General features: G+C 64.6%; 12 protein-coding genes and 4 tRNA genes. 2 read left to right on the plus strand and 14 right to left on the minus strand.

The window, feature by feature from the left end; all coding sequences use genetic code 11:
- The first annotated feature begins 86 nt into the window (after window positions 1–86).
- Together F599_RS0103670 and F599_RS0103675 are read left to right on the plus strand one after the other, a co-directional pair.
- The gene (locus tag F599_RS0103670; RefSeq protein ID WP_019542183.1) at window positions 87–689 is read left to right on the plus strand and encodes a GNAT family N-acetyltransferase; all 603 of its coding nucleotides are present in this window, start codon (window positions 87–89) and stop codon (window positions 687–689) included.
- Window positions 690–1,163: 474 nt separating this feature from the next.
- Window positions 1,164–1,871 carry a phosphatase gene (locus tag F599_RS0103675; RefSeq protein ID WP_019542184.1) on the plus strand — a complete coding sequence of 236 codons (708 nt, stop codon included), beginning with the start codon at window positions 1,164–1,166 and terminating at the stop codon, window positions 1,869–1,871.
- Window positions 1,872–2,115: 244 nt separating this feature from the next.
- On the opposite strand, the gene F599_RS0103680 is transcribed toward F599_RS0103675, so the two are convergent.
- The 14 genes from F599_RS0103680 to F599_RS0103745 form a co-directional block, all read right to left on the minus strand.
- Window positions 2,116–2,191, minus strand: a tRNA-Gln gene (locus F599_RS0103680).
- A gap of 87 nt (window positions 2,192–2,278) precedes the next feature.
- Window positions 2,279–5,320 (minus strand): efflux RND transporter permease subunit, encoded by a 3,042-nt coding sequence (locus F599_RS0103685; protein WP_019542185.1) that lies wholly within the window; start codon window positions 5,318–5,320, stop codon window positions 2,279–2,281.
- Complete coding sequence (locus tag F599_RS0103690) at window positions 5,317–6,393, minus strand: efflux RND transporter periplasmic adaptor subunit (RefSeq protein WP_026327792.1); 1,077 nt, start codon at window positions 6,391–6,393, stop codon at window positions 5,317–5,319. The genes F599_RS0103685 and F599_RS0103690 overlap by 4 nt, the downstream gene beginning before the upstream one ends.
- A gap of 2 nt (window positions 6,394–6,395) precedes the next feature.
- Window positions 6,396–6,860 carry a MarR family winged helix-turn-helix transcriptional regulator gene (locus tag F599_RS0103695; protein WP_019542187.1) on the minus strand — a complete coding sequence of 155 codons (465 nt, stop codon included), beginning with the start codon at window positions 6,858–6,860 and terminating at the stop codon, window positions 6,396–6,398.
- 341 nt (window positions 6,861–7,201) lie between these two features.
- Window positions 7,202–7,822: a DedA family protein gene (locus F599_RS0103700; RefSeq protein WP_019542188.1), complete on the minus strand. Its 621-nt coding sequence runs from the start codon at window positions 7,820–7,822 to the stop codon at window positions 7,202–7,204.
- A gap of 170 nt (window positions 7,823–7,992) precedes the next feature.
- Entirely contained in the window at window positions 7,993–8,559 is a 567-nt protein-coding gene (locus tag F599_RS0103705; protein ID WP_019542189.1) for a TMEM165/GDT1 family protein, read from the minus strand.
- Between the two features lie 171 nt (window positions 8,560–8,730).
- A tRNA-Phe gene (locus tag F599_RS0103710) sits at window positions 8,731–8,806 on the minus strand.
- Between the two features lie 4 nt (window positions 8,807–8,810).
- A tRNA-Asp gene (locus F599_RS0103715) sits at window positions 8,811–8,887 on the minus strand.
- Window positions 8,888–8,891: 4 nt separating this feature from the next.
- A tRNA-Glu gene (locus F599_RS0103720) sits at window positions 8,892–8,966 on the minus strand.
- 120 nt (window positions 8,967–9,086) lie between these two features.
- Window positions 9,087–9,743, minus strand: a complete 657-nt coding sequence (locus F599_RS14705) for a hypothetical protein (protein ID WP_019542190.1) — start codon at window positions 9,741–9,743, stop codon at window positions 9,087–9,089.
- A gap of 41 nt (window positions 9,744–9,784) precedes the next feature.
- A complete protein-coding gene (gene upp / locus F599_RS0103730; RefSeq protein WP_019542191.1) occupies window positions 9,785–10,426 on the minus strand; it encodes a uracil phosphoribosyltransferase in 642 nt (213 codons plus the stop codon).
- 4 nt (window positions 10,427–10,430) lie between these two features.
- Window positions 10,431–11,681, minus strand: coding sequence for a serine hydroxymethyltransferase (glyA, locus tag F599_RS0103735; protein ID WP_019542192.1), 1,251 nt, complete (start codon window positions 11,679–11,681; stop codon window positions 10,431–10,433).
- 20 nt (window positions 11,682–11,701) lie between these two features.
- Window positions 11,702–12,145, minus strand: coding sequence for a ribose 5-phosphate isomerase B (gene rpiB / locus F599_RS0103740; protein ID WP_019542193.1), 444 nt, complete (start codon window positions 12,143–12,145; stop codon window positions 11,702–11,704).
- Between the two features lie 331 nt (window positions 12,146–12,476).
- The gene (locus F599_RS0103745) at window positions 12,477–13,763 is read right to left on the minus strand and encodes an adenylosuccinate synthase (protein ID WP_019542194.1); all 1,287 of its coding nucleotides are present in this window, start codon (window positions 13,761–13,763) and stop codon (window positions 12,477–12,479) included.
- Between the last annotated feature and the right edge of the window lie 72 nt (window positions 13,764–13,835).

The following is a 13,835-nucleotide window of genomic DNA, read 5'->3' on the forward strand; positions in this document are numbered from 1 at the left end:
CAAAAGAGCACCGATAAAAACCTCAGTCCCCATCTGCACGCATCTGGGACATTTCGTCTTTCAGCATCCCCATAAGGAGGTTCCCCATGACAACACCACTCACCATCCGCATCACCCGCCCGCAGGACGCGCGCGCCCTCGCCGCCATCTACCGCCCCTACGTCGAGCAGACCGCCATCTCCTTTGAATGCGAGGCGCCGACCGCCACCGCCATGCTGCGCCGCATGGAAAACGTCCTGACGCGCTACCCCTACCTCGTCGCCGAGCGCGGCGGCGACCTCCTCGGCTACGCCTACGCCCACCCCTTCATCGGCCGCGCCGCCTACGACTGGTCAGCGGAAATGACCATCTACCTGCGCATGGACGCCCGCCGCGCAGGCATCGGCGGCCAGCTCTACCGCACCCTCGAAGACCTCCTGCGCGACATGGGCGTCCTCAACCTCAACGCCTGCATCGGCTACCCCCAGACCGACGACGACCCCTACCTCACGACCAACAGCGTCGACTTCCACAAACACCTCGGCTACGAATGGGTCGGCCGCTTCCACGACAGCGGCTCGAAATTCGGCCGCTGGTACGACATGGTCTGGATGGAAAAACTCCTCGCCCCGCATCAAACACCGCCCACCCCCATCTGCCCCTTCCCCGACCTCCACTCTCCCAAGAAGGATGCTGTGATGGAGGAATGAGAAGGGGGCCTCGAGCGACCGAACGCCTCGAACCCCCCGCCTCGAATCCCTGCCTCGCATTCTGCCCAGAGCGGCAGGCGTTGGACAGCGAACGCAGCGCGGAGCATATTTGGCTGCACGCACGCCGTGCGACCTTCCTCCCACCACCTTGCAGCCGAGAGTCTCCGCGCGGAGTGAGTCGACCGACACCTGCCGCTCGTCCGCCTCGAACAACCACCCGCCTCGAACCGAACCCCACCACGCACTCCGCCCAGAGCGGCAGGCGTTGGACAGCGAACGCAGCGCGGAGCATATTTGGCTGCACGCACGCCGTGCGACCTTCCTCCCACCACCTTGCAGCCGAGAGTCTCCGCGCGGAGTGAGTCGTCCGACGCCTGCCACTCGCCCGCCTCGAACGCTCGTCCGCCTCGAACAACCACCTGCCTCGAACAAAAACCACACAACTATATTTTCAAAAAGAAAGGATCCTCCTAAATGAAAGACCTCCTCGACGTCCACACCCACACCATCGCGAGCGGCCACGCCTACAGCACGCTGCGGGAAATGATCGAAGCCGCGAAACGCCGCGGCCTCTCCCTCGTCGGCATCTCCGAACACGGCCCGCGCATGGAAGGCTCCTGCCCCGAAATCTATTTCTGCAACTTCAAGGTCATTCGCCGCGACGCCTACGGCATCGACCTCCGCATGGGCGCGGAGCTCAACATCATCGACTACACCGGCTCCACCGACCTCCCCGCCCAGCGCCTCAGGAACCTCGACTACGCCATCGCGAGCCTCCACGACATCTGCATCGACCCGGGCAGCACCGAGGAAAACACCGCCGCCCTCATCGGCGCGATGAAAAACCCGCGCGTAAACATCATCGGCCACCCGGACAACCCCTGCTACCCCGTCGACTTCGACGCCCTCGCGCGCGCCGCTAGAGACCACCATGTCCTCCTCGAGCTCAACAACAGCTCCTACCGCCCCGGCGGCAGCCGCCAGGGCTCATGGGAAAAGGGCAAAGAACTCCTCGCCGCCTGCAAACAATACGGCACCACCGTCATCCTCGGCAGCGACGCCCACATCGACCTCGACGTCGGCGCCCACGAGCGGAGCCAGGAACTCCTCGCCGCCTGTGCCTTCCCCGAGGAACTCGTCATCAACCACGACCCCGAGGCCTTCAAAGCCTGGATCGGCTGAAACGCGCTTCCTTTGCAGGGCTCCTTCGCAGGGCCGCCCCTGCCCCCATTCCCGGCGCACGCCTGCAAAGAAACGCGGCGCACCGTCCTGCCGGACGGTGCGCCGCGCTTTTTCTCTGCCCTGCGGCCGCAAAGCCGCACACGCAGCCCAATTCCCGCGCCACGACGCGCAACCTGCAGCTAGAAAATCATTTTGACAACGCAAAAAAAGCACCGCAATCTCTTGCAGTGCTTTTGCTTTCAAATGGCAGGGGCAGCAGGACTCGAACCTACGCATGCGGGATTCAGAATCCCGTGCCTTACCAACTTGGCGATGCCCCTGTGTGACGTTTGCTGTCAACAATGGATATTATAGGGGATATGCGCAGATATGTCAAGCAGTTTTTTCAGCTATCAGGAATTTTTTTCTCAACGCCGCACATGATAGACCGCCGCGTACATCGTCGGCAGCACGAGCAGCGTGAGCACCGTCGCGACGAAGAGCCCGCTCGCGATCGCGACGGCCATCGGCCCCCAGAAGACGCTCGTCATGAGCGGCAGCATGCCGAGGATCGCGGCGGCCGCCGTCAGCATGATGGGGCGGAACCGCAGCACCGCCGAGTCGACGACGGCATCCCAGGGCGTCTCCCCTGCCGCGAGATGCTTCTGGATCTGGTCGAGCAGGATGACGGAGTTACGGATGATCATGCCGAAGAGCGCGAGCACGCCGAGGATCGCGACGAACCCCATCGCCTTGCCGAAGAGCAGCATGCCCCAGGCGACACCGATGAGGCCGAGCGGCGCTGTGAGCAGCGTCAGCAGCATATCCTTGCCGCTCCTGAGCTGGAGCATGAGCAGCGTCATGATGAGGAAGACCATCGCGGGCAGCGGCACCGCGAGATGCGCGACCGACTTGTCGCTGTCCTTGAGCGTGCCGGCCGCCTCGATGGCAGCCCCGGGCGGCAGCGCCGCCTGCAGATCCTTCGTCGCCGCGAGCGCCTTCGCCGTCGCGTCGTTCGCCGTGCCGCTCTTGACGTTCGCCTCGACGAGGATGGACGGGCGCAGATCGTAGCGCTTGATGAGGCCGTCCTCCGCGTCATAGGAGAGCTTGGCAATCTGGCCGAGCGGCACATAGCCCGCCTGGCCGAGGTAGATGGGCAGCTCCTTCATCTGCTCGAGGCTCTGCCGGTCCTCCGGCGCGAGCCGCAGGTCGATGTCGATCGTGCGGTCGCCCGCGTAGAACTGCGCGCCGGCCGCGCCCGTGACCTCGGTGTAGACGGTCTGCGCGACCGCCTGGCTCGTGACGCCGAGCGCGCGCAGCTTGTCCTGGTCGAGCGCGATGCGCAGCGTCTTCTGCTTGTCACTCCAGTCGAAATGGAGATCCGTGAGGTTCTCATCCGCCGCGAGGCGCGCGCGCACCTGCTCCGCCAGCGCCTTCGTCTCGTCGACCGTGAGCCCCGTCACGCGCACCATCACGGGGTAGTCGGCGGGCGGCCCCGTCTGGATGTACTGAAGCCTGCCGCGCACATCGGAGAACTCGTCCGTGAACGCCTCGCGCAGCGCGCCCGCGAGCCGCTCGCGCGCCGCCGTGTCCTTTGTCACGACGACGAACTGGGCGATGTTGTCCGCGTCCGCCTTCGGATCGACCGTGAGCACGAAGCGCGGCGCGACGCGCCCGACATAGTAGGTGTAGTTGTCGATGTCGTCCATGTGCGCCGCGAGGTAGTCGCTCATGCGGTCCGCCGCCGCCTGCGTCGCCGCCATGGACGCGCCCGCCGGCAGCTCGAGGTTCACGAGGATCTCCGGGCGCAGCGAGGCGGGGAAGAACTCCTGCTTCACGAAGCGCAGCGCATAGCAGGAGACGAGGAACAGCACCGCCGTCGCCGCGAGCACGATGCGCCGGTGCGTGAGGAACACGGCGAGCACGCGGCGGAACCACTGGTAGAAGCGGCTCTGATACGGGTCAGGCCTGCCGCTCGCGTCCGTCACGACCTCCGCCTGGATGAGATACGTGCCGAAAAGCGGCGCGACCATGACGGAGACGAGCCATGAGAGCAGGAGCGCCGTGCCGATGACGGGGAAGAGCGCCTGGCAGAACTCGCTCGCCATGCCCTTCGCGAACGCGACGGGGATGAAGCCCGCGCAGGTGATGAGCGTGCCCGTGAGCATCGGCTTCGCCGTCGCGCGGAACGCGTGGCAGGCTGCGTCAAAGCGGCTGTGGCCGAGCTCCAGCTGCACGCTCATCATCTCGACGGCGATGATGGCATCGTCGACGAGCAGGCCGAGCGCGATGATGAGCGAGCCGAGCGACACCTTGTGCAGGCTGATACCCGCCGCGTACATGACGACGAATGTGCCCGCGAGCACGAGCGGGATGCAGCCCGCGACGACGAGCCCCGTGCGCAGCCCGAGCGAGAGGAAGCTCACGGCGAGCACGATGACGATGGCCTCGGCGAGCGTCTTGACGAAATCGTGGATGGAGTGGTTCACGACGCTCGGCTGGTCGGAGACCTGGTGGATTTCAAGGCCGACAGGCAGGTTCTCCTGCGCGGCGGCGATCTCCTTCTTGAGATCCTCGCCGAGCTGCAGGATGTTGCCGCCGTCCTGCATCGAGACGGCGATGCCGATGGCCGGCGCGCCGTTCAGGAACATCTTCGGCTGCGCAGGATCGACGCTCGTGCGCCGCACCGTCGCGATGTCGCCGAGACGGAAGCTGCGCCCGTTCGCGCTGACGGGCAGCGCCTTGATGTCGTCGACGTCCTCGAACGTCCCCGTCACGCGCAGGTAGACGCTGTCCGTCGCCGTCTCGAGCTTGCCCGCGGCCGTCATCTCATTCTGCGCCTTGAGCGCCTGCAGGACGGCCTGCGGGCTGATGCCGAGCCCCTCGAGCTTCGCCGTCTTCACCTCGACGTAGACCTTTTCCTCCTGCTCGCCGAGCAGCTCCACCTTCTGCACGCTCGGCACCTGCATGAGCAGGCGGCGCGTGTTCTCCGCGGCCTCGCGCATCTCCTCATAGCTGTAGCCGTCGCCGGTCACTGCGTAGACGGAGCCGTAGACATCGTCGAACCTGTCGTTGTAGAACGGCCCGTAGACGCCTGAGGGCAGCTCGCGCTTCTCATCCTCGCAGAGGTTGCGCACATCGTGCCAGATCTCGCGGATGGCGGACTTCTCCACATCGTCGGCGAGATCGACATAGATGACCGTCTGGCCCGCGCGCGTCTCGCTCTTGATATGATCGAGGCCGCGCGTATCCTGGAGCTTCTTCTCGAGCTTGTCCGTGACCTGCTCCTGCATCTCCTCCGCCGTCGCGCCGGGCCAGGCCGCCGAGACGACCATCTCGCGGATCGTGAACTGCGGATCCTCCATGCGGCCGAGCTTGTTGTAGCAGAAGATGCCGCCGATAGCCGTCACGAGGATGAAATACCAGACGAGCACCTTGTTCTTGAGGGAGACTTCTGTGAGATTTCTCATCGATCCGCCTCCGTGCGCACGCTCTGCCCTTCCTCGAGACAGTGTACGCCTGCCGTCACGACGATGGTACCGGCGTCGAGCCCGTCGACGAGCACATCATCCGCATCGAACTGCGTCACGGAAACGGGCGTGAGATGCACCGTCTCGTCATCGCCGACCACCCAGACCTCCGGCGTATCGCCCGTCTGGTAGATGGCGGCGAGCGGCAGCTTCAGCCCCGCCGGCGCCGCGGCCTCGCCCGTCACATTGACGCTCGCCGTCATGCCGAGCTCCATGCCCGCGGGCGGCTGCGGCACGGAGACGCGCACGCGGTAGGTGCGCGCGGCGCTGTCCGCCATCGGCGCGACCTCGCGCACCGTGCCCTCCGTGCTCCCGGGGAGCGCCCAGAAGCTCACCTGGACCGTCTTGCCCACGGGCACATCGGCGAGCCGGTTCTCCGGCACGTCGATCTCCACCTCGAGCTCGTCCGTCTGCACGAGCGTCATGACCGTCTGCCCGGCCGCGACGACCTGTCCCTCCTCCGCGGAGATGGAGGAGATCACGCCAGCGGCGCCCGCCGTGAGGTTCGTATAGCCGAGCGCGTTGTGGCCCTGTGCGGCCTCGGCGAGCGCGTTCTGGTACGCCGCGAACGCCGCGTCATAGCTCGTCTGGTACTGATCGAGCACCGCGGCCGGCACGGCCTGCTCTTGATAGAGCTCGCTGTAGCGCGAGAGATTCGCCTGCGCAAGACTCAGCTGCGCGCGCGCCGACGCGACGGCCGCATCGCCCTGGTTCGCCTTCTGCACGACATCCTTCGCGTCGATGACCATGAGCACATCGCCCGCCTGCACGCGGCTGCCCACATCCACGTTGCGCGCGAGGATCTGCCCGCCGACCTGGAACGCGAGATGCGTCTCATAGCGGCCGCGCACCGTGCCCGCGTACGTATCCGCCTGCGCGCCGTCCGCGGCGCCGAGCACCGTCGTCTTCACGAGCGGCGGCCGCTTCGCCGCCTCCTGCTGCGCCCCGCAGCCCGCGAGCAAAAGCAGCAGGCCGCAGACAAGCAGCAAAGATGTCAGCCTTTTCCCTCTCATGCTCATTCTCCCTTCTCCAAACAGCGCGCAACATCATCCGGAATCCTCAGCTCGCAGGCGCGCTTCGCCGCATCGTGAAAGCCCCGGATCGTCGTCTCGACCTCCGCCTGCTCCATGCCGGCCGCGAGGTAGCGCACCCAGGCGCGGATGATGCCCTGCAGGTATGCCTTCTGCGTCTGCGCGAACTCCGTCGGATAGATGCGCTTGATGCGCCGGTCGCGGCCGTCCTGCTCGCGGCGCACCATGCCCTTCTGCTCGAGCGAGGCGAGCGAGCGCGTCACGACCGCCTTGTCGAGGTAAAGCATCGACGCGAGCTCCTCCTGGCTCGCCCCCTCCGCGTCGTAGAGGCGGATCATCAGGACATACTCCGAATATGTGAGATGCAGCCGCGCGCAGGCCGCCGTCACGAACGCCTGCGAGCGGCGGTGCAGGATGGTAAAGCAGCGTCCGATACTGACATAGTCCATAAACTATCTCCTCCCGTACTGAGCCGTGCTCTCTGAAATCGTTATTGTTGACTCAGTCAACAATTCTTCTCCAAAAAACAGTCCGGCTCCATACGCCCCATTATAACAACTTGTTCCACAAAGTTCAATGAGACAGCCGATGACAATTGCCGCAATTCCGAACAAAGCTCCCGCGCGCAGCCGTTGGAGCACTGCGCGCCCGCGAAATCCCGCGCGGCCTCTCCCTCTCCGCAGGAAACTGCGCACGCATCTATTTCGCGGACATTGTGCATCGCCCTTACAATAAAAGCGGCCCCGCTTCTGCGGAGCCGTAAGGAAGCGATCGGGCAGCGAGCGCGCGCTCACTCCGTCACGCGCCGCGCCGCGGCCTTCTGGCGGCGGTGGCGCAGGTAGAGGCCAGCGATGACGACGGCGCAGACCGCGACGAAGACGATGCTCGCCTCGTGCCCGATGGCGAGCATGACCTGCCAGCTCTTGCCGAGCATCATGCCCGCCGCGAGGATCAGCGCCGTCCACGGCAGCGCGCCCGCGAACGTCAGCAGCACGAACTTCTTCTTATCGACATGCGCGAAACCCGCCGGCAGGGAGATGAACGTGCGCACGACGGGCAGCATGCGGCTGAAGAAGACCGCCTTGAGCCCGTAGCGGTCGAACCAGTTCTGCGCGATATCGACATGATGCTTCTTGATGAAGAAATAGCGGCCGTAGCGATCGACGAACGAACGCCCGCCATAGTGGCCGACGGCATAGGCAAAGAGCGAGCCCGCCATGCCGCCGATCATGCCAGCCGCGAGCGCGGCCGCATAGCCGAGCTGCCCGTCGAAAATCAGATAGCCTGCAAAGCCTAAAATCAGCTCCGAGGGAATCGGGATGCAGGCGTTCTCCGCCGCCATGAGCACCGCGATCGCCACATAGCCCCAGGCCGCGATGAATTCCATGAAGTACACCGAAAACTGCTCCAACGCATTTCATCCTTTCTCGAGAAAAAAGGCCTCTATTCAAGTTCCATTATAGCAGACTTCCCTGAAAAAAGGCGGCACGGGAAAGAAAAATCCCCGTACCGCCATCAGAGCGCGGCAGAGCCGCGCCCAGCGTCCGCGGCGTGGGAAACGACGACTCCTGCCCTCACGCCTCAGCGCGCGGCGATGAGCTGCGCGAGCCCCGCCGCGCCGAAGGCGAGGAAGATGACGCCGGAGAGCAGGCGCATGCGGCGCGGCGCGAGGAATCGCTTGAGACAGGAGCCAGCGACGAGGCCGAGCCCATCGGCCAGCACCATCGCGAGCACCGCGCCCGCGAGCACGGGCAGCCATGCCTGCCACTGCGCCGCGAGCGTCATCGCCGCGAACTGCGTCTTGTCCCCCATCTCGCCGACGAAGAACGAGGTCGCCACCGTGAGCACGGGGCCATAGCATGAGTCCGCCACCGTCTCCTCCGCCTCGTCGCCGCCGCGCAGCGTCCAATAGCCGAAATAGAGGAAGAGCAGCGAGGCGATGAGCGTCATGCGCTCCGGCGAGAGCAGCTCGCCGACGAAGCTGCCGACGCCGACCGCGAGCGCGTGCACGGCGAAGATGCCGAGCGTCATGCCCGCGAGCACCTGCCGCCAGCGGTACTTCGCGGCGAACGCCATGACGATGAGCTGTGTCTTGTCCCCGAGCTCCGCGAGAAAGATCATGACGAACGTCGCCAAAAATGCATCCATATCTATCCTCCCTGACTGGCAGATCCCCTGCAGGAAGCGGCGCCGCGGCAGCGAGGCGGCGTTCCACCGCCTGTCCCGCACACGGCGCAACGCGCCGCGCCGGACGCAGAGAGCCGCCTCCTCCGCAATGCGTACGAAAAAAGCCCGCCGAAGCGGACTCTCATAAACAAATGGTGCCTCAGAGCGGAATCGAACCACTGACACGGGGATTTTCAGTCCCCTGCTCTACCGACTGAGCTACCGAGGCAAGCTGGCGACCCGAATGGGACTTGAACCCATGACCTCCGCCGTGACAGGGCGGCATTCTAACCAACTAAACTACCGGGCCATCCTGGTGACGCGTATGGGATTCGAACCCATGAAGCCGCCGTGAAAGGGCGGTGTCTTAACCACTTGACCAACGCGCCGGGCGTATCAGCAACGCTGATACTCACAGGAAAGAATTATACTAGACAAGGTCTGGCTTGTCAATAAAAATATTCCCGCATCCTGCCTGGATGCGGGAATAGCCTCTGCCGCGCGGCAGATCATTCCTCGAGCAGCTTCACGATGCCGGGCTGGACGATCGTCCACTGTCCGTCGGTAGCCGTGAAGATGGCCGGCAGCTTTGCTTGGATACGGGCGGCATCCTTGCCTGCATAATCCGAGGCAAACGTCTCCTTCATGCCGGACTTTTCGTGCAGGTTTTTCGTATAGCCCTTGAGCGGATTCGGCACCACGGCGTAGCGCACGTCCTCCTTGCCCATCGGCCACGCCCAGAAATTGCTCTTGCCGGCCTGGCCGACCTCGACGAACTTCGGCGCGGGCTTGCCGTCATCCTGCTTGGCCGTGGGATCGAGGCAGATGAGCCCCTTGAGGCTGCGCAGCGCGAAGAACCGGTCACAGGCCTCCTGCCCCTGCTGCGGGCCGTCGAGGCTCGCGGCGAGCAGATTGTAGTCCGCGAGGAAATCATCCCAGGGGTTCGCGGGCGCTTTCTTCGCGGGTGCCTGCCGCGGCGGCTGCGTCATCTCCGTGAGCTTTTTCTCGAAGTCCGCCACGCGCGCCTCGAGGATCTTCACCTTTTCCTGCAGCTCCGGCACCGCCGCGGCCCGGCTGCGCACGGCGCGCACGCCGACGAGCGCGAGCGCCGCCGCCACGAGCGCGAGCAGCGCCGCGACAAATGACAAGACAATCACAAAATTCATGAAGAAACACTCCTTCCGCCATGTCCTGCGGGAACCATCTGTCAGAGCGTGCCGAAGATGCGGTCGCCCGCGTCGCCGAGGCCGGGGACGATGTAGCCCTTCTCATTGAGATGGTCGTCGACGGCGGCGACGTAGATGGGCACGTCCGGGTGCTCCTCGTTCACGAGGCGGATGCCCTCAGGCGCCGCGACGAGACACATGAGCGTAATGGACTTCGCGCCCTTTTCCTTGAGCAGCGTGAGCGCCGCCGACGAGCTGCCGCCCGTCGCGAGCATCGGATCGACGACGATGAGCATGCGCTCGGCGACATCGCTCGGCAGCTTGCAGTAGTACTCGACGGGCTTGAGCGTCTCAGGATCGCGGTAGAGGCCGACATGGCCGACGCGCGCCGCGGGGATCATGTTGACGACGCCGCCGAGCATGCCGAGGCCCGCGCGCAGGATCGGCACGACGCCGACCTTCTTGCCCGCGAGCATCTTGCCCTTGCACTTCGCGACCGGCGTCTCGATCTCGACGTCCTTGAGCGGGAAATTGCGCGTGATCTCGTACGCCATGAGCATGGAGATCTCCTCGAGGAGCTCGCGGAAATCCTTCGTGCCCGTCGTCTTCTGGCGCATGAGCGTGAGCTTGTGCTGGATGAGCGGGTGGTCGATGAGATGTACGTTTAATTTTTCTTCTGCCATGATTTCAGTCCTCGTAGAGCGGATATTTCTCGCAAAGCGCGGCGACGCGGCGCTTGGCCTCGTCCTTCTTCGCCGCGTCCTCCGGATGGTCGAGCACGAGCGCGATGATGTCGGCGACCTCCTTCATATCGGCCTCCTTGAAGCCGCGCGTCGTGAGCGCGGGGGAGCCGAGGCGGATGCCGCTCGTGACGAACGGGGAGAGCGGCTCGAAGGGGATCGTGTTCTTGTTCACCGTGATGTTGACCTCGTCGAGGAGATTCTGCGCCTCCTTGCCCGTGAGGTGCTTGCTCGTGAGATCGACGAGCATGAGGTGGTTGTCCGTGCCGCCCGTGACGATACGGAACCCGTCCTTCGTGAGCTCGTCCGCGAGCACGGCGGCGTTCTTTACGACCTGCTTCGCGTATTCCTTGAACGAGGGCTGGAGCGCCTCGCCGAGCGCGACGGCCTTCGCCGCGATGACGTGCATGAGCGGGCCGCCCTGGATGCCGGGGAAGATGGCCTTGTTGAACTGCTTGCCGAACTCGGCGTCCTTGCAGAGGATCATGCCGCCGCGCGGGCCGCGCAGCGTCTTGTGCGTCGTCGTCGTCACGACGTCGGCGTACGGCACCGGGCTCGGATGAAGGCCGGCGGCAACGAGGCCGGCGATGTGCGCGATGTCGACCATGAGATACGCGCCGACGCCGTGCGCGATCTTCGCCATGCGCTCGAAGTCGATGACGCGCGCGTAGGCCGAGGCACCCGCGACGATGAGCTTCGGCTGGCAGTCCTTTGCGATGCGCTCGAGCTCGTCGTAGTCGATGCGCTCATCCTCCTTGCGCACGCCGTAGGGAACGATGTGGAAATACTTGCCGCTCATATTGACGGGCGAACCGTGCGTGAGATGGCCGCCGTCCGTGAGGTTCATGCCCATGACGGTGTCGCCGGGCTGGAGCAGCGCGAAAAAGACCGCCATGTTCGCCTGCGCGCCGGAGTGCGGCTGGACGTTCGCGTAGGCCGCGCCGAAGAGCTTCTTCGCGCGGTCGATGGCGAGCTGCTCGACGACGTCGACGAACTCGCAGCCGCCGTAATAGCGCTTGCCGGGATAGCCCTCGGCATACTTGTTCGTGAGCACGCTGCCCTGCGCCTCGAGCACTGCCTTGGAGACAATGTTCTCCGAGGCGATGAGCTCGAGCTTCGTGCGCTGGCGATTCAGCTCCTTGTCGATGGCCTCCGCCACAGCGGGATCAGCGGTTTTCAGGTTTTCCATAAGGCTCATGTCAGATCGTCCTCCCCTAGTCATTCCTTTTCCAGTGCCATGATCTTGTTCACGCGGCGCTCGTGGCGGCCGCCGTCGAAGCCGGTCTCCACCCAGGCGCGCACGATCTCGCCCGCAGGGCCGAATCCGAGCACGCGCCCGCCCATCGCGAGCACATTCGCGTCGTTGTGATGGCGCGACATCTTCGCGGAATAGACATCATTGCAGAGCGCGCAGCGGATGCCCTTGATCTTGTTGCAGGCAATCGAGATGCCGATGCCCGTGCCGCAGAGCGCGATGCCGCGGTCGGACTTGCCGCTCGCGACATCCGCGCAGACCTTCGCAGCGATATCCGGGTAGTCGACGGCGTCCGTGCCGAACGTGCCGACATCCGTCACCTCGATATCGCCGTACTCCTTGAGCACCATCTTGACCTCTTCCTTCAGCGCGACAGCGCCGTGGTCGCTGCCAATCGTGATTCGCATGCGTTCATTCCACCTTTCCAAGCCTCTGCTGCGAGAGCTGCACGCACCATGTCCGAACATCTGACGCGCGTACGTGTAGTCTGCTATTTATTTTAGCATACTTAGACGCAAAAAAATACCGCTTCTTCGCGAAATCCGCCGCATCGCCCCGGCGCGTCATGCGACACACCGGCATCCATACGGGATAGACGCGGCGCGCCTCTCCAACATCTTTCCTGCCGACTGCGCAGCGCCTGGCAGCCTGTGCGCCTGCGGCATCGCATGCGAAAGACCCGGACATCCGTGCGGATGTCCGGGTCTTTGTCCATCCCTGGGACCAGGGAATCACAGATCAGAAGATGTCGTCAGCGATGACGATCGTCTCGTCGCGGTTCGGGCCGACGGAGACGATGCCGAGCGCGATGCCCGTGACCTCGGCCATGCGCTCGAGGTACTTCTTCGCTTTCTCCGGCAGGTCTTCATACTTGCGGACCTTCGTGATGTCCGTCTTCCAGCCCTCGAACGTCTCGTAGACCGGCTCGACCTCCGCGAGCACCTTGAGGCTCGCGGGGATCTCGTTGAGGAGCTTGCCCTGGTACTTGTAGCCCGTGCACATCTTGATCTCGTCGAAGCTGTCGAGGATGTCGAGGCGCGTGACGGCCATGTAGTCGATGCCGGAGATCAGCCCCGCGTAGCGCACGATGCAGGCGTCGAGCCAGCCCGTGCGGCGCGGACGGCCCGTGACGACGCCGTACTCGTGGCCTTCCTCGCGGATCTTGTCGCCGATGGCGTTGAGCTGCTCCGTCGGGAACGGTCCCTCGCCGACGCGCGTGCAGTACGCCTTGACAATGCCGACGACCTTGTCGATCTTCTTCGGCGCGACGCCCGCGCCGACGGCGACGCCGCCGGAGATGGGGTGCGAGGCCGTGACATAGGGATACGTGCCGTAGTCGATGTCGAGCATCGTCGCCTGCGCGCCCTCGAAGAGAATCTTGCGGCCCTGCGCGATTTCCTCGTTGAGCAGCGCGATCGTGTCGCAGACATACGGGCGCAGGCGGTCGGCGTAGCCGCTGTACTCCGCGAGCATCGCGTCGTAGTCGAGCGGCTCGTGGTCGTATAGGAGCTTGAGCTCCCTGTTCTTGATGGCGAGGTTTTCCTTCAGACGGCGTGCGAATTCCTCTTTATCGATGAAGTCGCAGACGCGGATGCCGATGCGGTTGTCGCGGTCCATGTAGCAGGGGCCGATGCCGCGGTGCGTCGTGCCGACCTTGTTCTTGCCGCGCGCCTCGTCGCCGATGCCGTCCATGAGGCAGTGATACGGGAGCACGACATGCGCGCGGTTGCTGATGCGGATGCCGGAGAGGTCGATGCCGCGCGCCGCGAGCGAGTCCATCTCCTCGAGCATGACCTTCGGGTCGAAAGCGACACCGTTGCCGACGATGCAGTGCGAGCCCTTGAACAGGATGCCCGACGGCATGAGGCGCAGCTTGTATGCTTCATCATTGACGACGACGGTATGGCCGGCGTTGCTGCCGCCCTGGTAGCGCACGACCGTCTCGGCCTGCTGGGCGAGATAGTCGACAATCTTGCCCTTTCCCTCGTCGCCCCATTGCGTACCGGTTACTACTACTGTTGACATAGGCGTGATTCTCCTTTTGGCGGCGCGGTGGCGCCGCTTCCTTTACTGTCAGGCCGCTCCTCCCGCCGCGCG

It is taken from the genome of Selenomonas bovis DSM 23594 (assembly GCF_000381005.1).
In the GTDB taxonomy this organism is placed as follows: domain Bacteria; phylum Bacillota; class Negativicutes; order Selenomonadales; family Selenomonadaceae; genus Selenomonas_C; species Selenomonas_C bovis.

Bases quoted from the DNA above. Each gene is read 5' to 3' on its own strand.
- F599_RS0103670 (WP_019542183.1), top strand. From the start codon at position 87: ATGACAACACCACTCACCATCCGCATCACCCGCCCGCAGGACGCGCGC.
- F599_RS0103675 (WP_019542184.1), top strand. From the start codon at position 1,164: ATGAAAGACCTCCTCGACGTCCACACCCACACCATCGCGAGCGGCCAC.
- F599_RS0103685 (WP_019542185.1), bottom strand. From the start codon at position 5,320: ATGAGAAATCTCACAGAAGTCTCCCTCAAGAACAAGGTGCTCGTCTGG.
- F599_RS0103690 (WP_026327792.1), bottom strand. From the start codon at position 6,393: ATGAGAGGGAAAAGGCTGACATCTTTGCTGCTTGTCTGCGGCCTGCTG.
- F599_RS0103695 (WP_019542187.1), bottom strand. From the start codon at position 6,860: ATGGACTATGTCAGTATCGGACGCTGCTTTACCATCCTGCACCGCCGC.
- F599_RS0103705 (WP_019542189.1), bottom strand. From the start codon at position 8,559: ATGGATGCATTTTTGGCGACGTTCGTCATGATCTTTCTCGCGGAGCTC.
- F599_RS14705 (WP_019542190.1), bottom strand. From the start codon at position 9,743: ATGAATTTTGTGATTGTCTTGTCATTTGTCGCGGCGCTGCTCGCGCTC.
- upp (WP_019542191.1), bottom strand. From the start codon at position 10,426: ATGGCAGAAGAAAAATTAAACGTACATCTCATCGACCACCCGCTCATC.
- glyA (WP_019542192.1), bottom strand. From the start codon at position 11,681: ATGAGCCTTATGGAAAACCTGAAAACCGCTGATCCCGCTGTGGCGGAG.
- rpiB (WP_019542193.1), bottom strand. From the start codon at position 12,145: ATGCGAATCACGATTGGCAGCGACCACGGCGCTGTCGCGCTGAAGGAA.
- F599_RS0103745 (WP_019542194.1), bottom strand. From the start codon at position 13,763: ATGTCAACAGTAGTAGTAACCGGTACGCAATGGGGCGACGAGGGAAAG.